A 22881-nucleotide genomic window follows, 5' to 3' on the forward strand; every position below is an offset into this window, starting at 1 on the left:
CGTCCCTAAGTGAAGGCCGCATCAAGCAACCCACACCACACAAGGGGACACCCCATGGCCAGCGATCCCACCGCGGGCGGCGCCCCGGCGGATATGCCGGTCGACCCGGACAATCTCGACATCCCGCCCCGGCCGGAAACCGCCGCCGAGTGGCAGCGTCTCGTCGAGCAGCTCCAGGCCGAAAAGGCCGATCTTCAGGACAGGCAGCTCCGGGCCCTCGCCGAGGCGCAGAACGTGCGCCGCCGGGCCCAGCAGGATGTCGAGAAGGAGCGTAAGTTCGGTGTCGAGCGCTTTGCCCGCGACGTGCTTTCGGTGGCCGACAATTTCGGCCGCGCCCTGTCGGCCCTGCCGGCGAACCTCGATTCCCTCGATCCGGCGCTGCGCAACGTGATCGTCGGCATCCAGGCGACCGATCGCGAGCTGCAGTCCGTGCTGGAGCGGCACGGCGTCACTCGCATCGAGAGCCTCGGCAAGCCGTTCAACGCCGAATTCCATCAGGCCATGATGGAGGTCGAGAATGCCGACGTCCCGAACGGCACGGTGGTCCAGGAGATGATCCCCGGCTACCTGATCGCCGGCCGTCTGCTGCGGGCGGCGATGGTCGCCGTGTCCAAGGGCGGCCCCGCCGCCGGCGCTCCGGCCCACGCAAATTAGGAAGTGGCCGGCCGCGCCGGCCGCTCCCATGAGTCCGCCCGGTAGTGTGTCAAACGGCACATTCCAGCGGAGATTTTGGTCCCAACGTCCATTGCAGGCAGGCGGACAGGACCTATATAGCCCCTGTCCTGACCCGGTTTTTCCGGCAGGTAACCACAGTACGGGGGCCGATCGGGCGCCTTTGGGTCCGGAACGGCTTGCCGAGGGAAGAGAGTAGAAATCATGGCGAAAGTCATTGGCATCGACTTGGGTACGACCAATTCGTGCGTCGCGGTCATGGAAGGCGGCGACACCAAGGTCATCGAGAATTCCGAAGGCGCGCGCACGACGCCTTCCATGGTCGCCTTCACGGATGGCGGCGAGCGTCTGGTCGGACAGGCCGCCAAGCGGCAGGCCGTCACCAATCCGCTGAAGACCCTCTATTCGGTCAAGCGCCTGATCGGGCGTCGCTTCGACGACCCGATGGTCGCCAAGGAGAAGACGCTGGTCCCCTTCAAGATCGACAAGGCGCCGAGTGGCGATGCTTGGGTCGACGTGAACGGCGAGCAGTACAGCCCGAGCCAGATCTCGGCCTTCATTCTCGGCAAGATGAAGGAGACGGCCGAGGCCTATCTCGGCGAGAAGGTCGAGCAGGCGGTCATCACCGTTCCGGCCTACTTCAACGACGCCCAGCGCCAGGCCACCAAGGATGCCGGCCGCATCGCCGGCCTCGAAGTGCTGCGCATCATCAACGAGCCGACGGCCGCGGCGCTCGCCTACGGCATGGACAAGCGCAAGTCCGGCACGATCGCGGTCTATGACCTGGGCGGCGGCACCTTCGACGTGTCGATCCTCGAGATCGGCGACGGCGTGTTCGAGGTCAAGGCGACCAACGGCGACACCTTCCTGGGCGGCGAGGACTTCGACCAGCGCATCATCAGCTACCTGGCCGACGAGTTCAAAAAAGAGCAGGGCATCGACCTGCGCAACGACAAGCTCGCCCTGCAGCGTCTCAAGGAAGCCGCCGAGAAGGCCAAGATCGAGCTCTCCAATTCCAAGGAGACCGAGATCAACCTGCCGTTCATCACGGCCGACGCCTCGGGCCCGAAGCATCTCGTGATCAAGCTCTCGCGCGCCAAGCTCGAGTCGCTGGTCGACGATCTGGTGCAGCGGACGCTCGAGCCCTGCAAGGCGGCGCTCAAGGATGCCGGCCTGCAGGCCGGTCAGGTCGACGAGGTCATCCTGGTCGGCGGCATGACGCGCATGCCGAAGGTCATCGAGGTCGTTAAGCAGTTCTTCGGCAAGGAGCCGGCCCGCAACGTCAATCCCGACGAAGTCGTCGCGGTCGGCGCGGCAGTCCAGGCGGCCGTGCTGAAGGGCGAGGTCAAGGACGTCCTGCTGCTCGACGTGACGCCGCTGTCGCTCGGCATCGAGACGCTGGGCGGCGTGTTCACGCGCCTCATCGAGCGCAACACGACGATCCCGACCAAGAAGAGCCAGACCTTCTCGACGGCCGACGACAACCAGACCGCGGTGACCATCCGTGTCTTCCAGGGCGAGCGCGAGATCGCCGCCCAGAACAAGATGCTGGGTCAGTTCGATCTGGTCGGTATCCCGCCGGCACCGCGCGGCGTGCCGCAGGTCGAGGTCACGTTCGACATCGACGCCAACGGCATCGTGCAGGTCTCGGCCAAGGACAAGGCCACCGGCAAGGAGCAGCAGATCCGCATCCAGGCTTCGGGCGGCCTCAGCGAGGCCGACATCCAGAAGATGGTGAAGGACGCCGAGCTTCATGCCGAAGAGGACAAGAAGAAGCGCGAGCTGATCGACGCCCGCAACCAGGGCGAGGCGCTGGTCCATTCCACGACCAAGCACCTGGCGGAGTACGGCGACAAGGTGAGCCCCACCGAGAAGGCCGAGATCGAAGGTGCGGTCGAGGGCCTGAAGACGGCTCTCGCGGGCGAGGATGTCGAGGCCATCAAGGGCAAGACCAACGACCTGACCCAGGCCGCGATGAAGCTCGGCGAGGCGATGTACAAGGCCCAGCAGGCCGAAGCCCAGGCGGGTGCCGCCGGGACGGCCGGCGGGGCGGGTGGCGGCGCGACCGACGCGAAGGGCGAGAAAGTCGTCGACGCGGAGTTCGAGGACGTCACCGACAAGAACAAGAAGACGGGTTCCTGATCAGGGACACCCGGCGGAACGAGACGGCCTCCCGCGCAAGCGGGAGGCCGACCTGTAAGGGGCAAGTGGGGGCTGCGTAGAGCGTTATGTCGCAAGACTTTTACGAGCTGCTCGGGGTGAGCCGGACGACCAGCGCCGACGACATCAAGAAGGCGTACCGCAAGCTCGCGATGCAGCACCATCCGGACCGCAATCCCGGCGACAAGGAAGCGGAACGGAAGTTCAAGGAAATCAGCCACGCCTACGACATCCTGAAGGATCCGGAGAAGCGTGCCGCTTACGACCGCTATGGCGCGGCCGCGTTCGAAGGCGGTGCGGGCCCGGGGGGGCCGTTCCAGGGCGGCCAGGGCTTCGATTTCGGCTCGGTCTTCGGCGACATCTTCGAGGAGATGTTCGGCGCCAACGGTGCGCGCGGCGGACGCGGGCGCGCCGACATGCGCGGCCAGGACCTGCGCTTCAATCTCGAGATCACGCTGGAACAGGCCTATGCCGGCACCGAAGCGACGGTGCGCGTACCGAGTTCCGTCTCCTGCGAAGTCTGCCATGGCAGCGGTGCCGAGGCCGGCTCCAAGCCGCAGCAATGCCCGACCTGCCAGGGCCGCGGCCGCATCCGCGCGCAGCAGGGCTTCTTCACCGTCGAGCGCGCCTGCCACACCTGTCACGGCGCCGGACAGGTGATCGACAAGCCCTGCAAGAACTGCGGCGGCCAGGGTCGCGTGCGTCGCGAGAAGACGCTGAAGGTCAACATTCCGGCCGGCGTCGAGGACGGCACGCGCATTCGCCTGAGCGGCGAGGGCGAGGCGGGTGCGCGCGGCGGTCCCGCCGGCGATCTCTATGTCTTCCTGTCGGTGCGCCGGCATCAGCTGTTCGAGCGCGAAGGGCCCGACGTGCACTGCCGTGTGCCCATTTCGATGGTCCAGGCCACCCTGGGCGGCAACATCGAGGTCCCGACGCTCGACGGCAAGATGGCCCGCATCAACATTCCGGCCGGCGCGCAGGGCGGCCACCAGTTCCGCATGCGCGGCAAGGGCATGCCGATCGTGCGGTCCAGCCAGCACGGCGACATGTACATCGAGATCAACGTCGAGACGCCGACCAACCTCACCTCCAAGCAGAAGGAACTGCTCAAGGAATTCGAGAAGGCCGGCAAGACCAGCCCCGAATCCGAAGGCTTCTTCAGCAAGGTGAAGGAAATGTTCGGCGGCTGAGGCCGCCGACATTCAGGCTCACGGACCTATCCGCTAGAGCCTTTTCGACCCATTCGCCTCATCCTTCGAGACGCCGCGCCTCGCACGGCTTCTCAGGATGAGGTCATTGTTGAGATGCTACGCCGCCAGCACGCAGCGCACCGCATGCGCGGTCTCGACCTCGCGCAGCGACGGGATCGAGGCCGTGCAGTCGGGACGGACGAACTTGCAGCGCGGCGCGAAGCTGCAGCCGTCCGGCACGGCCGCAAGATCGGGCGGCGCGCCCGGGATCGATTCGAGGCGCTGGCCACGCATACCATCATGGACGGTCGAGGCCAGCAGGCCGCGGCTGTAGGGATGCTGCGGCGCGTCGACCATGCGCTCGACGGGCGCCATCTCGACCAGCTTGCCGGCATACATGACGCCGATCCGGTCGGAGACTTCGACGGCCACGCCGATATCGTGGGTGACGAAGATGACGCCGAGGTTGAACTCGCGCTGCAGCTCGCGGATCAGCAGCAGCACCTGGATCTGCACCGTGGCGTCGAGCGCCGTGGTCGGCTCGTCGGCCAGCAGCAGGGTCGGATTGCACGAGAGCGCGAGCGCGATCATGGCGCGCTGGCGCATGCCGCCCGACATCTCGTGCGGATAGGCTTTCAGCCGCTGCGCCGGCGAGGGAATCCGCACCATCTCCAGCAGATCCTTGGCGCGCTTCATGGCCTCAGCTTCGCTCTTGCCGGTGTGGCGGCGCACCGTCTCCGCGATCTGCTGGCCGATGGTGAAGACTGGATCGAAGGCTGTCGCCGGCTCCTGGAAGATCATCGAGACGCGCTGGCCGCGCAGATCGGACAGCGCCCTGGGCTCCATCTCCAGGACCTCGTCGCCCTGAAGCTTGATGCTGCCCGACCAGCGCGTGCGATGCTCGGGATGCAGCCGCAGGATCGAGCGCAGGGTGACGCTCTTGCCCGAGCCGGATTCGCCCAGGATGCCCAGCGTCTCGCCGCGCGCGAGGTCGAAGCTGACGCCGTTGACGGCATGCACCGTCCGGTCGGGCGTGACGAAAGTGACGTGGAGGTCGCGGACCTGAAGCAGGTTGGTCATGCAGCCATCGCCTTGGAATGGCCCGAGCCCGCCACGCGCATGTGGCAGGCCACGGCCTGGTGTCCGGTATCCGCCAGCAGCGGCTCGGTGCGCGCGCAGACGTCTTCGGCGAACGGGCAGCGCGTGCGGAAGCGGCAGCCCGAGGGCGGATCGATCGGATTGGGCGGATCGCCCTGGATCGGCGCCTCGCGTGTGCGCTTGCGCGGATCCATCGACGGCCGCGCCGACAGCAGCGCCCGTGTATAGGGATGCTGCGGATTGCCGTAGATCGCCTCGACGGGACCCAGCTCGACGATCTTGCCGAGGTACATGACCAGCACGCGATCGCTGAGATACTGCACGACGTTGAGATCGTGGCTGATGAAGACGTAGGTGAGGTCGAGCTCCGTCTTGAGGTCGACCAGCATGTTCAGCACCTGCGCCTCGACCGACTTGTCGAGCGCCGACACTGCCTCGTCGAGGATGATCAGCCGCGGCCGCAGCGCGAGCGCCCGCGCGATGTTCACCCTCTGGCGCTGGCCGCCCGACAGTTCGTGCGGATAGCGCGTGGCGTAGTTCACCGGATCGAGCCCGACCTTGCTCAGCAGGTCGCGCACCCTCTCGCGCGCTTCGGCGGCGGGCAGGCCATGCGCGCGCGGCGCGAAGGCCAGGGTCTCTGCAATGGTCAGGCGGGGGTTGAGCGAGGCGTAGGAATCCTGGAACACCATCTGCACCTGGCGGCGCAGCTCGTTCACCGTGATGCCGTGCGGCTCGTCGACCGGATCGCCGTCCAGCACCATCGTGCCCTTGTCCGGCTTGATCAGGCGGATCAGCAGCCGCGCGACCGTCGACTTGCCGCAGCCCGATTCGCCCACGACGCCCAAGGTCTCGCCCTTGGCGACCGAGAGGGTGAGATCGTCGACCGCGCGCACGACCTTGGTGGTGCGGCCGAGCAGGCCGCCGGGGATCGGGAAATGCTTGCGCAGGCCGGTCGCCAGCAAGAGCGGCTGGGCCGGGCCACCGCGATCCTGGATGGGAAGCAGCGTGTCCATGTCAGGCCTTCACGTCCATGGCCGCGCGCAGGCCATCGCTCATCAGGTTGAAGCAGATCGAGGTGATGAAGATCATCACGCCCGGCAGGGCCGCCAGGACCGGATTGACGTAGATCGCCTGCCGCAGCGTGTTCAGCATCAGGCCCCATTCGGGTTCCGGCGGCTTCACGCCGAGCCCGAGGAAGCTGAGGCCCGCCGCCAGGATGATCGCGACGCTGATCAGCGACGTCGCATAGACCAGGATCGGTCCGAGCACGTTGCCCAGCACATGGACGCGCACGATGGTGAACGCCGAGGCGCCGCTGGCCTTGGCCGCATCGACGAAGTCGAAGCCGCGCACCTGCGTGGTGACGCTTTCCGAGACACGGCAGATCGGCGGGATGAACACCAGGGTGAGCGACAGCAGCGTGTTCTCCGTGCCGGCGCCCATCGCGCCCGAGAGCGAGATCGCGAGCAGCACCGACGGAAAGGCATAGAAGACGTCCATGACGCGCATGATCGCCATGTTGGTCTTGCCGCCGACGAAGCCTGCGAGGATGCCCAGGCTTCCGCCGATCAACAGGGCGAACACCACCGGCGTCACGCCCATGAACAGCGACAGCCGGCCGCCATAGATCAGGCGGGCGAACATGTCCCGCCCCAGCTCGTCGGTGCCCAGCCAGTGGTTCGGCGACCCCAGCGGATAGAGGCGGCGCAGCATCGACGTCTTGTAGGGATCCGCCAGATAGAGATATGGCGCGGCGATCGACGCCAGGACCAGCAGGATCAGGATGGCCGCGCAGATCAGCGTGACGGGGTCGCGGCGCAGGCGCCGGCCGACCGACTGCCAGTAGCCGCGGCCGGCGGAGGTCGGTGTCGGCTTCACCAGGACGGCGCCGCCGATGTCGAGAGAGGGACTTTGCAGGGCCATCGGTTCAGCCTCGCTTGATACGGGGATCGACCATGGTCTGGATGATGTCCACGGTCAGGTTGAGCAACATGAAGAAGCCGGCCAGCACCAGAGTCGTGCCCTGCAGGATCGGCAGGTCGCGGCGGAAGATGGCGCTGTTCAGCAGGAAGCCGGTGCCCGGCCAGGCGAACACCGTCTCGATCAGGATCGAGCCGCCGATCAGATTGCCGGCCTGCAGGCCCATGACGGCAAGGCAGGTCGGGGCGGCGTTCTTCAGCACATGGAACAGGATGCGGCTGTCGCGCATGCCCTTGGCCTGCAGCGCCGTCACGAACTCCATGTTGAGCGTTTCCTTGACCGTGGAGCGCACCGTGCGGGTGACGACGCCGAGCGGGATCACGGACAGCGCAATGGTCGGCAGCACCATGTGGGCGAGGTGGGCGCGGTCGAACTGCCAACCGGTGGAGTTCTCCGGCCCTATGCCCATGGGCGGCAGCACGCCCAGTTCGACGGCGAAGATGATGACCAGAACGATCGCCAGCCAGAAGTGGGGCACGCTGACGCCGATCAGCGAGATCATCGTCACCAGCCGGTCGACGATGCGCGACTTCGCATAGGCCGCGGCCGTTCCCAGGATCACCGCCAGGGTGAAGGCGAACAGCGTCGCGGCGATGGCCAGGATGATGGTGTTGCCGAAGGCGCTGCCGACTTCCGACGCCACCGACCGGCCGGTGCCGATCGAGGTGCCGAGATCGCCTGTCAGGGTGACGCCGAGCCAGCGCAGGTACTGGACCGGCAGCGGCTTATCGAAGCCGTAATATTCCTTGAGCTTGTCGACGACTTCCTTCGGCGCATCGGGTGGCACGATCGCCGAGATCGGATCGCCCGGTGCCAGATGCACCAGCGCGAACACGAGCAGCGACACGCCGAAGGCGACGGGCACCAGGTAAATCAGGCGGCGTAGGGCGTAGAGGAGCATTGCGGCCCGCCTCTCTCTTCTTCGTTACTTGAGTTCGACGGGGGTGAGGTCCTGGAACCAGCTCTGCGCCTGAACGAATCCCTTCACCTTGGGGCTCATGGCGCGCGGGTTCAGGTCATGCGCGATCCAGACCCAGTAGGCCTGGTCGACGATGTAGCTGTGCACGTCGGACAGGGCCTTGGTCTGCTCGGCCTTGTCGAAGCTCGTGTGCGCCTTGTTGATCATGGCGTCGAGCTTCTCGTCCTTCAGGACGCCCCAGTTGGCGCCGATCGGGGGCACGAAGTTGCTGTTCATCAGGCGTGTGAAGGCCGAATAGGGATCGACCGTGGCGCGGCTGATGTTGATGCCGTTGACGCCCGCCTTCTTGGCGTTGTCGCCCGTCACCGGCTGGAAGGCGAAAGTCACCAGCGCGTTCCATTCCATGACTTCGAACGAGGTGTCGAAGCCCACGGCATTCAGGTTCTCCTGCACGTATTCGTTCATCGGCAGCGGCAGCATCTGGCCCGAGCCCGAGGTCGAGATCGCGATCTTGATCTTCGGCTTCTTGGTCGCGCTGTAGCCCGCTTCGGCCAGCAGCTTCTTGGCCTCCGCCGGATCGTACTTGATGTCGAAGGCGGGCGAGCCGAACCACGGATGGCCGGGATAGACATGGCCCTTCGACTCGATCATCAGCCCGCCCAGCAGCTTGTTGAGGCCGGCGCGATCGATGGCGAGATTGGCCGCCTTGCGCACGCGGATGTCGGTCCACGGCGAGCCCTCGACCATGGAGGGCTGGTAGGCCCAGTTGTGCGGATACTTGTTGGTGACGATGGTCATGCCGCCCTGCTTGAGGCGCGGGATGGCGTCGGGGGCGGGCACTTCGATCCAGTCGACCTGGCCGGCGAGCAGCGCCGCCGTGCGGGTCGCCGCCTCCGGCATCGGGAACAGGATCACCTTGTCGAGCTTCGGCACCCGCGCCTTTTCCCAGTAGTCGGCGTTGCGCGAGAGCTCCATGCGCTCACGCGGCACGACGCGGTCGACCTTGAACGGGCCGGTGCCCGATGGATTCAACGCGACCTTGTTCCAGTCCTTGCCCTGCTTCTCCCAGTTGGCGGGGCTCGAATAGAAGACGTAGGACATGTCGTAGGGAAACAGCGAGTTGACGATGCGTGTCGTGAGTTCGACCGTGTTCTTGTCGATCTTCCTGTATCCGACCAAAGTCGGAATGCGCGCCCGCACCTGCGCCAGCTGCTTGCTGTCGAACTGGGGCGACTTGTCGTTCAGAACCTTGTCGAGGTTCCAGATCACGGCGTCGGCATCGAAGTCCGAACCGTCGTGGAACTTCACGCCCTCGCGCAGCTTGAAGATCCACTTGGTCGGCTCGCCCTCGACCGGCGCCCACGACAGAGCGAGACCGGGACGGATGTCGGCGATCGTGTCGGCCTTCGACAGGTCCCAGTTCACAAGCGCGTCATAAATCGTGTAGCCGGCGAAGCGAAATCCCTCGAACCCTTGATCGGGCTGGCCCGTCGTCAGCGGGATGTCGGCGGCTGTCATGCCGATGCGCAGAGTGCCCTGCGAGAGGGCAGGCGTAGCGGTCGCTGCAAGGACACCCAGGCCAGCGATGGCGACGCGAAGGCGCTTGAACATTCACTACTCCCCGATTCGGCGATCCCGTCGGCAACCCCGACGCGAGACGCTGTGCGTTCCGTCATGCAAGCGCCAAGCCAACGCAACAAATGCCCGCCACAAGTGAAGCGGCATGTCGATTGCATGCACCAATCATTGCGGAGGAATGTCATGACATCGTCGACCAAGGCGCCATCGCTCGAGGAATTCCGGGCACGCGCCGCGCTGACCGGTCTCACCTTGACCGAGGAAGATATCGGCCACCTGCACAAAGGCTATGTCGGCCTGCTGGGGCTGATGGAGCGCATCCCCGAGCGCTGGGCCTGGGCCGCCGAACCGCCGCAAGTCTTCCGCGCCGACGAGTAGAGTTTCCCATGACCGATTTGACGACGCTCGGCATCGCCGAGGCCGGCCGCCTGATGGCGCGCGGCGAACTCACGTCGACCGCGCTGACGGAGGCGTTCCTGGCGCGCATCGCCACCGTCGACCGCAGCCTGTCCAGCTACGTCACCGTCACCGCAGACGTCGCGCTGAACGCTGCCCGTCAGGCCGACATGGAGATGAAAGGCGGCCTGCGGCGCGGACCGCTGCACGGCATCCCGATCGGGCTGAAGGACATCTACGAAACCGCCGGCATCAAGACGACCGGCCATTCGCATCTCAAGATCGACTATGTGCCGGCCATCGACGCCGAGACCGTGCGGCGCCTGAAGGCCGGCGGCGCCGTGATCCTGGGCAAGCTCGGCACGCACGAATTCGCCAACGGGGCGATGACGTCGGACCAGCCGTTCCCGCCGGTCCGCAATCCGTGGAACACCGCGCTCCAGCCCGGCGGCTCCTCCAGCGGCTCGGGTGCGGCGATTGCAGCCGCACTCTGCATGGGCGCCATGGGCTCCGACACCGGCGGCTCGATCCGCAATCCGGCGGGCTACTGCGCCACGGCGGGCATCAAGCCGACTTATGGCCTGGTGAGCCGCTGCGGCATCTTCCCGCTCTCCTTCAGCCTCGATACGGCCGGGCCGATGGCCTGGACGACCGAGGACTGCGCCTTGATGCTCGACGTGCTGGCCGGGCACGATCCCAATGACCAGGCCTCGGCGCGCGCGCCCAAGGTCGACTACGGCGCGGCGGCGCAACGCCCGATCAAGGGCATGCGCATCGCGCTGGCGCGGAGCTGGTACGAGGGGCCCAAGGGCAAGCTGTCGGACGACATGGCAGCGGGCATGGAAGAGGCCGTGCGCGTGATGCGCGATCTCGGCGCCACGGTCGACGAAGTGATCTTCCCCGACATCCGCGACTATCACATCTGCGGCCGTGTCATCATCACCACCGAGGCGCACGCCATCCATCGCCGCGACGTGATCGAGCGGCCCGAGAAGTTCGGCTACACGACGCGCCGCCGCTTCCAGCTCGGCGCGTTCCTGTCGGCCGAGCAATACATCTCGGCGCTGCGCTTCCGGCGCAAGCTGCAGCAGGACACGCGCGAGGCGATGCGCGGCTACGATCTCGTGATGACGGCCAATCAGTGGGGTCCGCCGGAAGGTTTCGAGGATCCGGCGCAGATCTTCCATTTCCTGGGCAAGCCGTCGCTCAGCATGCCCTTCAACGTCACCGGCCAGCCCGCCGCTGCGGTGTGCTGCGGCTTCGATGGCGACGGACTGCCGCTCGCCTTCCAGCTCGCCGGCCGCGCGTTCGACGATGCCAGCGTCCTGGCCGCCGGCTCTGCCTATGAACGCGCCACGCCCTGGCGTTCGCGTCGACCGAACCTCTGACAGGAGTCCCGCCATGAGCGTGTCCCGCCGTTCCTTCATCGCCGCCGGCGCGCTGGCCGCGCTGCCGATCCCCGCATTCGCGCAGGAAAAGGTCGTGCGCTTCGGCATCTCGATGGCCGACGTGCCGCTGACTACCGGTCAGCCCGACCGGGGCGCCGGCGCCTACAAGTTCACCGGCTACACGCTCTATGATCCGCTGGTCGCCTGGGAGATGGACATCTCCGACCGGCCGGGCAAGCTGATCCCCGGCCTCGCCACCGAGTGGAAGGTCGACGACGCCGACAAGACGCTGTGGGTCTTCAAGCTGCGCGACGGCGTGAAGTTCCATGACGGATCGGCCTTCAACGCCGATGCCGTGGTCTGGAACTTCGACAAGGTGTTCGACACCAAGGCGCCGCAGTTCGACCAGCGCCAGGCCTCGCAGGTCCGGCCGCGCCTGCCGTCGGTCGCGAGCTACCGCAAGATCGACGACATGACCGTCGAGGTGAAGACCAAGGTCGTCGATGCGCTCTTTCCCTACCAGATGCTGTGGTTCCTGGTGTCGAGCCCGGCCCAGTTCGAGAAGCTCGGCAAGGACTGGAACAAGTTCGCCTCCGAGCCGTCGGGCACCGGCCCGTTCAAGCTGGCGCGCCTGGTGCCGCGCGAGCGCGCCGAGCTGGTCAAGAACGAGGCGTACTGGAATCCCAAGCGCATTCCCAAGGCCGACCGCATGATCCTGGTGGTCGCCCCCGAGGGCGCGACGCGCACGGCTGCCTTGCTTTCGGGCTCGGTCGACCTGATCGAGACGCCGACGCCCGACACGGTCGACCGCCTCACCAAGGCCGGCATGAAGATCGTGCAGAACGTCACGCCGCACGTCTGGAACTATCACCCCTCGATGCTGCCGGGCTCACCCTGGACCGACATCCGCCTGCGCAAGGCCGCCAACCTCGCCATCGACCGCAACGCCATCGTCCAGTTGCTGGGCGGCCTCGCCACGCCGGCCTTCGGCCAGGTCGACAAATCGAGCCCGTGGTTCGGCAAGCCCAGCTTCGAGATCAAGTTCGCGCCCGACGAGGCGCGCAAGCTCATGAGCGAGGCGGGCTTCAGCAAGGCCCAGCCGCTCAAGACCAAGTTCGTCGTGGCCTCGGGCGGCAGCGGCCAGATGCTGTCGCTGCCGATGAACGAGGCCATCCAGCAGATGTTCAAGGACGTCTACATCGACCTCGACTTCAAGGTCGTCGAGCTCGAGGCGCTCTATACGGCGTGGCGCGCCGGTGCCAAGGCCGAGATGAACAAGGACGTGACGGCCAACAACATCGCCTACGTGACGTCGGACCCGCTCTACGCCTTCACCCGCTTCTTCGCCTCGAACCAGGGCGCGCCGGTCGGCGTCAACTGGAGCAACTATGCCAGCCCCGAGGTCGACAAGCTGATCGACCAGGCGCTGGCCGAGTTCGACCCGGCCAAGCAGGACGCGATCATGGCCAAGGTCCATGAGAAGGTGGTCGACGACGCCGTGCTGATCTGGGTCGTCCACGACACCAACCCGCACGCTTTGTCGCCCAAGATCAAGTCCTACATCCAGGCCCAGCACTGGTTCCAGGACCTCACGACGATCGGGGTCTAGAGGACCGTTAAGGATCCCTCACTGCGTTCGGGATGACACTACTATTGAGACTGGCGCAGTGCCCCGATCCAAAAAATCGGTGTCATCCTGAGCGTAGCGAAGGATCCTTATTTCGGTAGAATCAGCACCCAAGCTTCTTCGCGAGATCGATCATCGAGGTGCCGACGGCGTTCCACTCGCCTTCGGCCTTGAGGTCGCGCTTCTGGTTGGGACCGTGTTCGGTGGGGCGCAGCACGAAGCCCGTCGACAGGCCGCACTTCTGCGCCGCCGCAAGGTCGCCGTTGTGCGCGGCGACCAGCATCACCTGCTCGGGCTTGACGTACATGCTGTCGACCACGCCGAGATAGGCTTCGGGGTCGGGCTTGTAGTGATGGAAGGTCTCGCCGGAGAAGCAGTGGTCCCACGGAATGCCGCCGTTCTTGGCCATGTTGATCAGCAGCGCGACATTGCCGTTGCTGAGCGTCGCCACGACGAACTTCTTCTTCATCATGCCGATGCCCTCGACCGAATCGGGCCACGGCCGCAGCTTGTGCCAGAGGTGCGTGAACTCCCACGCGCCTTCCTCGCCCGGATGCTTCAGGCCCCGGTTCTTCAGGAGCATCTCGAAGGCTTCCTTGTGCAGGTCGTCGATGCGCGTCCACGGCAGCTCGCCCTTGCGCACGCGGCCCATCTGCGGCTGATAGAGGCCGCGCCAGTCGTCGGCAAAGCTCGTCCAGTCGGTCTCGATTCCGTATTTCTTGCCGAGCGCCGGCAGGTCGGCGATCAGGCTGCCGCGCCAGTCGACGACGGTGCCGAATACATCGAAAATGCAGACCTTCAGATTGGCGGGGACCTTGGACATTGGGTAGCTTCCTCACATGGTTTGGAAGCACGATAGAGTGAGCGGCGCGGACGGCAAGCCTAGATGCGGCTGGGTCTCCGACGATCCGCTGTACCAGGAATACCACGACACGGAATGGGGACGTCCGCTGCGCGACGATCGCGCGCTGTTCGAGCTCCTGACGCTCGAAGGCTGCCAGGCGGGCCTTTCGTGGATCACCGTGCTGCGCAAGCGCGAGCATTACCGCAAAGTCTATGACGGGTTCGATCCCGAGAAGATCGCACGGTATCGCCCTGCGAAGCTGGAGAAGCTGCTGCTCGATCCCGGCATCATCCGCCACAAGGGCAAGATCGCCGCGAGCGTGACCAACGCCCAGGCCTATCTCGCGCTGAAGGAGCGCGAAGGCTCCTTCTCAAAGTTCCTGTGGAGCTTCGTCGGCGGCACGCCGAAGAAGAACCGTCCCAAGACCCTCAAGGACGTGCCGGCGCGCTCGCTCGAAAGCGACGCCCTGTCGAAAGCCCTTCAGAAGGCCGGCTTCAAGTTCGTCGGTTCCACCATCTGCTATGCCTTCATGCAAGCCTCGGGCATGGTCGACGACCATGTCGCGGGCTGCCACTGCGCCAAGGAGTAATCGTGACAAAGCGTGTCTACATCGCGGCCCTCGGGACCGAGACCAACCAGTTCGTGCCCTTTCCCACCGGCCTGCGCGGCTACCAGGAGCACGGTATCTGGCACGGCGACGCCACCCAGCACGAGCCCACAAACTTTACCGCGCCCGTCCATGTCTGGCGCAAGGAGACCGAGAAGCGCGGCTGGACGGTGATCGAGGGTCTCTCGACCTTCGCGGCGCCGTCGGGCACCACCGTGCGCAAGGTCTACGAGGATTTCCGCGACGAGATCCTCGACGGCGTGAAGGCCGCGCTGCCGCTCGACGCCGTGCTGATCAACGTCCACGGCGCCATGGTGGCCGACGGCTATGACGACTGCGAGGGCGATCTCCTGTCGCGCATCCGCGCCATCGTCGGGCCCAAGGTGGCGATCGGCGCCGAGTTCGACCTGCACTGTCACCTGAGCGCCCTGATGCTCGAGAGCGCCGACGTGCTGGTCGGCTACAAGGAATACCCGCACACTGACACGATGGAGCGTGCGGCCGAACTGTTCGCCATCATCGCCGACACGGTCGAGGGCAAGGTGAAGCCGGTGATGGCACGCTACGACTGCCGCATGATCGCCCAGTACCGCACCTCCGTCCCGCCGATCAGCGAGTTCGTGGTGCGCATGAAGAGCCTCGAAGGCAAGGACGGCATCCTCTCGGTGTCGCTGAGCCACGGCTTCTCCTTCGCCGACGTGGAGGACGTCGGCACCCGCACGCTGGTCGTGGCCGATGGCGACCTGAAGAAGGCCGAGGCGCTGGCCGAGCAGCTGGGCCGCGAGCTGTGGGACAATCGCGAGCGCTATGCCACCAAGTATCTCACCGTCGAGGAGGCGATGGACCGCGCGGCCTCGCACAACCAGGGCCCGCTGGTCCTGGCCGACCGTGCCGACAATCCCGGCTCGGGCGCGCCGGGCGATTCGACCTTCGTGCTGAAGGCGCTGGTCGAGCGCGAGATCGGGCCAGCCCTGTTCGGCGTGATGTGGGATCCGATGGCCTTCCAGATCGCCGAGGAGGCGGGCGAGGGCGCGCGCATCCGCATGCGGCTGGGCGGCAAGTCGGGCACGGTGAGCGGCGATCCGATCGACCTCGACGTCACGGTGAAGAAGATCGCCCGCAACGTCTTCCAGCCCTACGGGCCGGTGATGTCGCCGCTGGGCGACATGGCGCTCTTGTCGTCCGAGCATGTCGACATCGCGATCTGCACCCGGCGCAACCAGACCTTCCACGCCGACGCCTTCCGCGCGGTGGGCGCCGAACCGGCCGACTACCGCGTCGTGATCGTGAAGAGCGCGCAGCATTTCTATAACGGCTTCGTCGGCGTCGCGAAGGAGATCCTCTACGTCGCCACCCCCGGCGCCGCCGACCCCGACGTCACCCGCTGGCCCTACACCAAGCGCAAGACGCCGTTCTGGCCGAAGGTGGCGGATCCCTGGAAAGGATGACGCCTGCGCATCGGGACGTCAGCTCGACGTCGTGTCCCAGGCGCCGAGCGTGATCGTGACGGTCGAGCCGTCCGGCACGGTGGCGCTCTTGGACGGCACGTTCGGGCCGGAATACGGCCCATCCGGGTTCTCGTCCTCGCTGAAGCCGTAGGCGGCATTGGCGATGAAGATCGGCGGATTGCCGCTGGTGCGACTGTCGTTCCCGTCCGCGTCGGAATAGTGCAGGAACTTGGCGTAGACGTGGCTGACATTGCCGGGCTGGTACCAGTTGTCCGGATTGTTCCACGCCGTGGTGCTCTCGCCACCGGTGATCGGTGTCGTCGATACGCCCAGCTGTGCCACCCCACGACACAGCGCTTGCCAGATATTGTCCTGCAGCAGGCCCTTGTCGGGCGCCGGCGCCACGGTGAAGGCCTGCTGAAAGACATACTGCGCGCCTGCGAAGCCCAACGGGTTGGAATTCAGCGGATTGTCGAATCCGTAGGTGTTGCTGCCGTTGCTGAACGTGAAGACCTCCGCGCCGACGCTGCCGCTGCAATAGCCGGAATAGATGTTCGGCGCCGCCGGATTGGCGCTGAGGTTGATGCTGAGATAGTTGCCGACGGTGAACAAGGCGGCCAGCGTCGTATCCCAGTAGGTCGCCAGCGGATCGTCCGTCGCGGCGGTGTAATTGTCGGTGAGGGCGTTCAGCATGTCGTTGGGGTCGGAGATGGCGAAGAACTGGCTGTCCACCGACGGCGGCGCGGGCGCGCCGGCGACGTCGAGGGCGCCGTCGTACAGCAGTTCGGCGAAGGCCTTCGCGGCTGACAGGCTCGCCACCTCGTTCGCAACGAAGGCCGTGTAGGCCGTGCCGATCTCCTTCCGGGTCACCGCGCTCGACACACCGAACTGCTGGCCGGCACTGCCGCCCACTGAAAAGCTCAGGTTGAGGCCAAACCCGCTCACCGCGCTGACATCGTCCTGGGCGTTCAGGCCGAACTCGAAGATGTCGAACGGCCCCGGAGCAGCGATTCCGGGAGCGACCGGGTAGGGATATTGCGTGAATTTCTCGGGTGCCGAGTTCAGTACCTTGAGAGCCGTTGGCGCGCCCGGCGACACCACGAACAGGAGCTGGTCGTTGCCATTGGTCGCCACGTCGAGCGTCACCGTCGGTATCTTCGACACGGGGTAGAAGGGGACGCTGGTCGGGATGCCGCCGCCGAACGTGCCGTCGCTCTGCAGCACCTGGAAGGTGGAAGAGCCGCCGTTGATCCAGCCGGCGACATAGGCCTGGGCGACCGACGGTTCGAGGTTCGTGTTGTCCTGGAGCTTGAACGTCGTCGTCATCACAATGACTCCCAACGCCGGTTTCGCATGACCTGCATCCGCATGCAGAACAGTCACAGCCTATCAGGCCGGCACTGTGGGGTAGCCCTTCAATTCTGCATTTCTACCGCATGGCACCTGCCGCGCGCTCCACGCCACCCGCCGCCACCCCGATCAGAGCAGCGGCTCCAGCGCCTCGCGCGTGGTCTTGCCTTCGACCACCGGCACGACCTCGAACTCGACGACCTCCTGCCAGTCGGCGATCCATTTCTGGAACGTCGTGATGTCGTCGGTGCGCATGAGCTGGAAGCAGCGGCCGAGATCGGCCGTCACGTAGCTCGCCACGAATTCCAGCCCGTCGGGCAGGCCGCGGCCCTTCTGGAGCTTGCGGTAGACGGCCTTGCCGTCCTGGTTCTTCAACTTCTCGACCACCATGAAGAGCATGTGTTCCCCTCGCTTCCGGTCCGTTAGTCTAGGCCAACCAACGAGAAGAGGAACGAGATGAAGATCGCCGTCGTCGGCGCCTCGGGGCGCATGGGCCAGATGCTGGTCCGCCAGATCGCGCGGACCGAGGGCGTGACCCTGGCCGCCGCCAGCGAGAGGCCAGGCTCCAAGGCACTGGGCAAGGATGCGGGTGAGATGGCCGGCATCGAGCCGAACGGCGTGCTGATCGGCGACGACAGCGCCGCCGCCATCAGGGCCGCCCAGTGCGTGATCGATTTCACCGTGCCGGAGGCGACCGTAGCGCATGCCAAGGTGGCCAGCGCGAACGGCGTCGCCATGGTGATCGGCACGACCGGCCTCGATCCCATCCAGACCAAGTTGATCGAGGATGCGGCGACGAAGGTGCCGATCATGTGGGCGGCGAACATGGCGCTGGGCGTCAACATCCTGCTGGCGCTGGTCGAGAAGACCGCGTCGATGCTGGATCCCAGCTACGACATCGAGGTGCTGGAGATGCACCATCGCCACAAGATCGATGCGCCCTCGGGCACCGCGCTGGCACTTGGCCGCGCCGCGGCGGCGGGCCGCAAGGTCCAGCTCGAGGATGTCTGGCGCAAGAGCCGCGACGGCCATACCGGCGCACGGCCGAGCGGCGAGATCGGCTTCGCCACCCTGCGCGGCGGCGAGGAGGTGGGCGTCCACACCGTCTACTTCGCGGCCGCCGGCGAACGGCTCGAACTCAACCACCGCTCCTTCAGCCGCGAGACCTATGCCGCCGGCGCCGTGAAGTCGGCCAAGTGGCTGGAGGACCGGAAGCCCGGCCTGTACGGCATGAAGGACGTGCTGGGGCTTTAGGCGACACCGGACTCAAGTGTCCTCTCCGCCACGCAGTGCGCGGGCGGAGAGGGCATCATTGGCGAAAGTGAAAACCTACTCGTCCCAGGCGTGGTCGTAACGCGGCGCGCGCATCTCGGCGATGGCGGCCTTGAGCTGGTCGGCGACCCTCAGGCGTTCGTCGGGGCCGAGGAAGCGGCCGATCACGGCGCGGTTACCTCGGGAGGTAACCACCAGGCGCTCCTCGGTCGCCTCGACCTTCAGCCAGTAGGCATCGAGCCGCAGCTCTTCGCGCTCGCCGTCGGGCGCGACCCGGACCACCACCAGCTCGCGGTCGGTCAGCAGCAAGGTCTCGCTGCGACGGGCGTCGAAATAGCTGCGCTTGAACAGCCACCACAGGAGGAAGACGTCGAGGCCCATGAAGCCGAAGACCGGCCAGGCGCCCATGATGAAGAGGGGCAGGCCGATCACCAGGTTGGCGGCGATCGCGCCCAGCATCACGAAGCGGAAGCCCTCCGCAGACAGGCTGCGATGGGGCGTCAGCGAGGTGGCGAAATGAACCGCCGGAAGGGGCGCTTCGGTCATGGTAGGAAGCTATATGGCCCTGATGAAGACCGCCGTCATCCCCGAGTTCTTTGCACGCCTCAAGAAGGCAATGCCGGAGCCCGAGACGGAGCTTGAATACGACAATGTCTACCAGCTCCTGGTGGCCGTCGTGCTTTCCGCGCAGGCCACCGACGTCGGCGTGAACCGGGCCACCGGGCCGCTTTTCAAGTTCGTGAAGACCCCGGCCCAGATGGTGGCGCTGGGCGAGGCGAAGTTGATCGACCACATCAAGACGATCGGCCTGTTCCGCACCAAGGCCAAGAACGTGATCGCGTTGAGCCACCTCCTGCTGGAGCGGCATGGCGGCGAGGTGCCGCGCACGCACGAGGAGCTGGAGGCGCTGCCGGGCGTCGGCCGCAAGACCGCCAACGTGGTGATGAACGTCGCCTATGGCGAGGCGACCATTGCCGTCGACACCCACATCTTCCGCGTCGGCAACCGCACCGGCCTGGCGCCCGGCAAGAACCCGCTGCAGGTTGAACTGAAACTGCTGAAGCGCGTGCCCGAGGAATACAAGCTGCACGCCCATCACTGGCTGATCCTGCACGGCCGCTACACCTGCAAGGCGCGCACGCCGCTGTGTCAGGCCTGCGTCGTGAACGATCTCTGTACCTTCAAGGGGAAGACCGTCGCGGCCTAGCCTTTCGGGCCGCCTTCGCCCGCTTCCGGGCCGGCGCTGATGCCGCTTCCTTTGCCTCCTTCACGGCCTCGGCCAACGCCACGGCAAGACGGCCGCCGCGGCGGTCCTGGCGTTCCAGCATCACGATGTTGCGGATGAGCTGCGGTTCGCCGAAGGGCAGGCAGGTGAGCTTCAGACCGGCGAAGACCTCGTCCGCCACGGCCAGGACGGCGACGCCCAGCCCCTTCTCGACCATGCGCAGGATGATGTCCTGGCTGTCGAGCACCATCTCCTCGTGGACCTCGACCCGCATCCGCCGCAGCTCGCGATCGATCACGCGGCCGGCCCAGGCCTTGCTGTCGAAGCGGATGAAAGGCAGCTCGGCCAGCAGGTCGCGGGCACTCCGCCGCCCCTGGCCGGGCGGGGCAAACAGCCAGAAGCGGTCCTGGTAGAGCGGCGTCCAGACGAGGCCGGCCGGATAGGGCCGTACCGGCTCGGTGGTCAGCGCCGCATCGAGTTCGCCGGCCGCGACCTTCTCCGCCATCTCCGCCGACAGGCCGACCGAGACCGAGACGCGGGCGCGCGGATGGGCGCGGTTGAGGGCGACCAGCGCATCGGGCAACACGCCGGCCAGCGCGGTCTGCACGGCGCCGACCCGGAGGCGGCCGGCCAGCGATCGTTCGTCGCCCAGCGCGGCCGCGATGTCGTCGTACAGCGTGAGCACCTCGGCGGATCGGGCGAGCACGATGCGGCCGGCTTCCGTGAGCACCGGCAGGCGACGCGCGCGATCGAAGAGGGCGGCGCCGAACTCCTCCTCCAGCGCCTTCACCTGCAGGCTCACGGCGGACTGCGTCAGCCCCACCGCCTTGCCCGCGGCGGCGAAGGAGCCGTGACGCGCGATGGCCTGGAGCGTGCGGAGGGCGCGAAGCGACATGCGTTCGATGATAAATTGTCATCGATCGGTTGAGTATTAAGAATTTTCGCTCGGGGTGCTCGGGGGCGTACAGATCGGGCCATGAGCGCCGACGTGATCCTCGCCCTGCTTCCCATCGTGCTGCTGATCGCACTCGGCATCGTGCTGCGACGCGTCCGCTTCCTCGCCGACGGCTTCTGGCCGCAGGCGGAACGGCTGAGCTACTACGTGCTGGTCCCGTGCCTCTTCTTCCATAGTCTCGCGACGGCCAGGCTCGAGGCGCTGCCGGCGCGCGAGCTGGTCTCAACCCTAATCCTCTCCATCCTCGCCGTGTCGGCGCTGCTCGTCGCGCTGCGGCCGGTGCTTCACGTCGACGGGCCCACCTTCACCTCGATCTTCCAGGGTGGCATCCGCTTCAACAACTATGTCGGCGTGACCCTGGCCGCCGGCCTGTTCGGCACGCAAGGCCTCGCACTGGCGGCCCTCTGCAGTGCCGCCATCGTGCCCACCGTCAACATCCTCTGCGTGCTGGTCTTCGCCCGTCACGGATCGGCGCGGCTGAGCGGCCGCGGCATCGCCCGGCAACTCGTGACGAACCCGCTGGTGCTCGGCTCGTTCGCGGGCATCGGCTTTCAACTGCTCGGGCTCACGCTTCCGACCGGGATCGAGCCGGCGCTGCGGGCGCTCGGCGCGGCGTCGCTGCCGATCGGCCTGCTCTGCGTCGGCGCCGCTCTCGAATTCCGATCGGTGCGCGGCTGGATCGCGCCGGTCGCGGCCTCGTCGGCGATCAAGTTCCTGGCCATGCCGGTCGTGACCGTCGCGGTCGCCTGGCTCATGGGCCTGACGGGACCGGCACTCGTCACGGCGCTTCTCTTCCAGGCCCTGCCGACCGCGTCTTCGGCCTACATCATGGCGCGCCAGCTCGGCGGCGACGCGCCGCTGATGGCCGGCATTACGGCACTGCAGACACTCTTTGCGCTCGTCGCGCTGCCGCTGGCCGCAGCCGGGATCGGCGCGCTCGCGGCCTGAGCGTCAGGCGAGCGCCCGCAGGCCGCGGCGCAGGGTGCGGCCGTCGGAGGCGGGCAGCAGCCGGTCGATCTCGCCATGCACCTCCACCCAGACCGGCATCGCCGACTGCAGCACCTTGCGGCCGGCCGGCGTGAGGATGAGCCGGCGCACCCGGCGGTCGGCCGCATCGACCGCGATCTCCACGAAGCCGCGCTGCTCCAGCGGCTTCAGGTTGGCGGTGAGCGTGGTGCGATCCATCACCAGCAGCGCGGCGATCGAGCCCATCGACGGCGGCTCGGGCTGATTGAGCGAGGTCAGCAGCGAGAACTGGCCGCTGGTGAGACCCAGCGGTGACAGAGCTTCGTCGAAGCGACGCGCCAGCGCGCGTGCGGCGCGCTGGGCGGCGAAACACAGGCAGTGGTCGTAGACGTGCAGCGTCGTCTCGAACGAGGCGTCCAGTTTCTTTGACATGTCGTATTTGCGTTGATATCAACCTTTCCACTCGAGATCAACCAGCAGGAGGACTCATGGCCTACGTGCAGGGATTTGTTTTGCCGGTACCGGCCGACAAGAAGGAGGCCTATCGCAAGGCGGCCGCCGACTTCTCGCCGATCGCCAAGGAATTCGGCGCCACCCGCCAGGTCGAGGCCTGGGGCGACGACGTGCCCGACGGCAAGCTCACCGACTTCAAGGGCGCGGTGAAGGCCAGGCCCGACGAGGTCGTGGTCTTCTCGTGGATCGAATATCCCAGCAAGGAGGTCGCGGAGGAAGCGCACCGGAAGGTCATGAACGATCCGCGCATGCATGACATGGACATGCCCTTCGACGGACAGCGCATGATCGTCGCCGGCTTCACGCCGATCCTCGATGAGGCCGGCGCGAAGGGCGGCAAGACCGGCTACGTCGACGGCTTCCTCGCCGCGGTGCCGACCGCCAACAAACAGGCCTATCTCGACATGGCCCGCAAGGCCGCGTCGGTGTTCAGGGACTACGGCGCCGTGCGGATCGTCGAGACCTGGGGCGATGCGGTGCCCGACGGCAAGGTCACCGACTACAAGGGCGCGGTGAAGGCCACGCAAGACGAGAAGATCGTCTATTCCTGGGTCGAATGGCCGTCCAAGCAGGTCCGCGACGAGGGCTGGAAGAAGATGATGGAAGACCAGCGCATGAAGGACCAGCAGATGCCGTTCGACGGCAAGCGCATGATCTATGGCGGCTTCGCGCCCATCCTGGACGTCTGAGGAA

Annotated in this window: 23 protein-coding genes; 12 read left to right on the top strand and 11 right to left on the bottom strand. The window is 66.4% G+C overall.

The annotated features are described in order from the left end of the window. Positions 1-54 precede the first annotated feature (54 nt). The 3 genes from ACP15H_RS23880 to dnaJ all read left to right on the top strand — a co-directional run bounded on the left by ACP15H_RS23880 (position 55) and on the right by dnaJ (position 4022). Complete coding sequence (locus ACP15H_RS23880) at positions 55-654, top strand: nucleotide exchange factor GrpE (protein WP_425068625.1); 600 nt, start codon at positions 55-57, stop codon at positions 652-654. 222 nt (positions 655-876) lie between these two features. After that, positions 877-2814 carry a molecular chaperone DnaK gene (gene dnaK, locus ACP15H_RS23885; protein ID WP_425068626.1) on the top strand — a complete coding sequence of 646 codons (1938 nt, stop codon included), beginning with the start codon at positions 877-879 and terminating at the stop codon, positions 2812-2814. An 86-nt stretch (positions 2815-2900) separates the two neighbouring features. After that, positions 2901-4022 carry a molecular chaperone DnaJ gene (dnaJ, locus tag ACP15H_RS23890; RefSeq protein ID WP_425068627.1) on the top strand — a complete coding sequence of 374 codons (1122 nt, stop codon included), beginning with the start codon at positions 2901-2903 and terminating at the stop codon, positions 4020-4022. Positions 4023-4139: 117 nt separating this feature from the next. Here the strand turns inward: dnaJ and ACP15H_RS23895 are convergent, their stop codons facing one another. Genes ACP15H_RS23895 through ACP15H_RS23915 form a run of 5 tightly spaced genes read right to left on the bottom strand, consistent with a single transcriptional unit; the run spans position 4140 to position 9630 of the window. Then, complete coding sequence (locus ACP15H_RS23895; RefSeq protein WP_425068628.1) at positions 4140-5102, bottom strand: ABC transporter ATP-binding protein; 963 nt, start codon at positions 5100-5102, stop codon at positions 4140-4142. Then, positions 5099-6133 (bottom strand): ABC transporter ATP-binding protein, encoded by a 1035-nt coding sequence (locus ACP15H_RS23900; RefSeq protein ID WP_425068629.1) that lies wholly within the window; start codon positions 6131-6133, stop codon positions 5099-5101. The genes ACP15H_RS23895 and ACP15H_RS23900 overlap by 4 nt, the downstream gene beginning before the upstream one ends. Before the next feature lies 1 nt (position 6134). Beyond that, the gene (locus tag ACP15H_RS23905) at positions 6135-7043 is read right to left on the bottom strand and encodes an ABC transporter permease (RefSeq protein ID WP_425068630.1); all 909 of its coding nucleotides are present in this window, start codon (positions 7041-7043) and stop codon (positions 6135-6137) included. Between the two features lie 4 nt (positions 7044-7047). After that, on the bottom strand, positions 7048-8001 hold the full coding sequence (locus ACP15H_RS23910) for an ABC transporter permease (protein WP_425068631.1): 954 nt from the start codon (positions 7999-8001) through the stop codon (positions 7048-7050). A gap of 24 nt (positions 8002-8025) precedes the next feature. Continuing rightward, positions 8026-9630 (bottom strand): ABC transporter substrate-binding protein, encoded by a 1605-nt coding sequence (locus ACP15H_RS23915; protein ID WP_425068632.1) that lies wholly within the window; start codon positions 9628-9630, stop codon positions 8026-8028. A 150-nt stretch (positions 9631-9780) separates the two neighbouring features. On the opposite strand from ACP15H_RS23915, the gene ACP15H_RS23920 reads away from it, so the two are divergent. The 3 genes from ACP15H_RS23920 to ACP15H_RS23930 are packed head-to-tail and all read left to right on the top strand — an operon-like array spanning position 9781 to position 12990. Continuing rightward, positions 9781-9975, top strand: a complete 195-nt coding sequence (locus ACP15H_RS23920) for a hypothetical protein (protein ID WP_425068633.1) — start codon at positions 9781-9783, stop codon at positions 9973-9975. Positions 9976-9983: 8 nt separating this feature from the next. Continuing rightward, entirely contained in the window at positions 9984-11381 is a 1398-nt protein-coding gene (locus ACP15H_RS23925) for an amidase (protein WP_425068634.1), read from the top strand. Between the two features lie 13 nt (positions 11382-11394). Beyond that, a complete protein-coding gene (locus tag ACP15H_RS23930) occupies positions 11395-12990 on the top strand; it encodes an ABC transporter substrate-binding protein (RefSeq protein WP_425068635.1) in 1596 nt (531 codons plus the stop codon). A gap of 121 nt (positions 12991-13111) precedes the next feature. Here ACP15H_RS23930 and ACP15H_RS23935 read toward each other — a convergent pair whose 3' ends face one another. Continuing rightward, positions 13112-13831 carry a haloacid dehalogenase type II gene (locus ACP15H_RS23935; RefSeq protein ID WP_425068636.1) on the bottom strand — a complete coding sequence of 240 codons (720 nt, stop codon included), beginning with the start codon at positions 13829-13831 and terminating at the stop codon, positions 13112-13114. 16 nt (positions 13832-13847) lie between these two features. Between ACP15H_RS23935 and ACP15H_RS23940 the strand changes: the two genes are divergently transcribed. Both ACP15H_RS23940 and ACP15H_RS23945 read left to right on the top strand, forming a co-directional pair. Further along, positions 13848-14441, top strand: coding sequence for a DNA-3-methyladenine glycosylase I (locus ACP15H_RS23940; RefSeq protein WP_425068637.1), 594 nt, complete (start codon positions 13848-13850; stop codon positions 14439-14441). Positions 14442-14443: 2 nt separating this feature from the next. After that, positions 14444-15907 (top strand): M81 family metallopeptidase, encoded by a 1464-nt coding sequence (locus tag ACP15H_RS23945; RefSeq protein ID WP_425068638.1) that lies wholly within the window; start codon positions 14444-14446, stop codon positions 15905-15907. Positions 15908-15925: 18 nt separating this feature from the next. Here the strand turns inward: ACP15H_RS23945 and ACP15H_RS23950 are convergent, their stop codons facing one another. Continuing rightward, positions 15926-17233: a hypothetical protein gene (locus ACP15H_RS23950; protein WP_425068639.1), complete on the bottom strand. Its 1308-nt coding sequence runs from the start codon at positions 17231-17233 to the stop codon at positions 15926-15928. A gap of 153 nt (positions 17234-17386) precedes the next feature. Continuing rightward, a complete protein-coding gene (locus tag ACP15H_RS23955; RefSeq protein ID WP_425068640.1) occupies positions 17387-17656 on the bottom strand; it encodes a DUF3303 domain-containing protein in 270 nt (89 codons plus the stop codon). Between the two features lie 57 nt (positions 17657-17713). On the opposite strand from ACP15H_RS23955, the gene dapB reads away from it, so the two are divergent. Further along, positions 17714-18511 (top strand): 4-hydroxy-tetrahydrodipicolinate reductase, encoded by a 798-nt coding sequence (gene dapB, locus ACP15H_RS23960; protein WP_425068641.1) that lies wholly within the window; start codon positions 17714-17716, stop codon positions 18509-18511. A gap of 75 nt (positions 18512-18586) precedes the next feature. Here the strand turns inward: dapB and ACP15H_RS23965 are convergent, their stop codons facing one another. Further along, positions 18587-19075 carry a DUF2244 domain-containing protein gene (locus ACP15H_RS23965; protein ID WP_425068642.1) on the bottom strand — a complete coding sequence of 163 codons (489 nt, stop codon included), beginning with the start codon at positions 19073-19075 and terminating at the stop codon, positions 18587-18589. A 13-nt stretch (positions 19076-19088) separates the two neighbouring features. Between ACP15H_RS23965 and nth the strand changes: the two genes are divergently transcribed. Further along, positions 19089-19736 carry an endonuclease III gene (gene nth, locus ACP15H_RS23970; protein ID WP_425068643.1) on the top strand — a complete coding sequence of 216 codons (648 nt, stop codon included), beginning with the start codon at positions 19089-19091 and terminating at the stop codon, positions 19734-19736. Here the strand turns inward: nth and ACP15H_RS23975 are convergent. After that, positions 19711-20649: a LysR substrate-binding domain-containing protein gene (locus ACP15H_RS23975; RefSeq protein ID WP_425068644.1), complete on the bottom strand. Its 939-nt coding sequence runs from the start codon at positions 20647-20649 to the stop codon at positions 19711-19713. The genes nth and ACP15H_RS23975 overlap by 26 nt on opposite strands. Positions 20650-20730: 81 nt before the next feature. Here ACP15H_RS23975 and ACP15H_RS23980 point away from each other — a divergent pair, with 81 nt between their 5' ends. Then, positions 20731-21657: an AEC family transporter gene (locus ACP15H_RS23980; RefSeq protein WP_425068645.1), complete on the top strand. Its 927-nt coding sequence runs from the start codon at positions 20731-20733 to the stop codon at positions 21655-21657. A gap of 3 nt (positions 21658-21660) precedes the next feature. On the opposite strand, the gene ACP15H_RS23985 is transcribed toward ACP15H_RS23980, so the two are convergent. Next, positions 21661-22107 (bottom strand): MarR family winged helix-turn-helix transcriptional regulator, encoded by a 447-nt coding sequence (locus ACP15H_RS23985; protein WP_425068646.1) that lies wholly within the window; start codon positions 22105-22107, stop codon positions 21661-21663. A gap of 56 nt (positions 22108-22163) precedes the next feature. Between ACP15H_RS23985 and ACP15H_RS23990 the strand changes: the two genes are divergently transcribed. Then, the gene (locus tag ACP15H_RS23990; RefSeq protein ID WP_425068647.1) at positions 22164-22877 is read left to right on the top strand and encodes a DUF1428 domain-containing protein; all 714 of its coding nucleotides are present in this window, start codon (positions 22164-22166) and stop codon (positions 22875-22877) included. The last annotated feature ends 4 nt before the right edge of the window (positions 22878-22881 follow it).

This window comes from Reyranella sp., assembly GCF_965249915.1.
In the GTDB taxonomy this organism is placed as follows: domain Bacteria; phylum Pseudomonadota; class Alphaproteobacteria; order Reyranellales; family Reyranellaceae; genus Reyranella.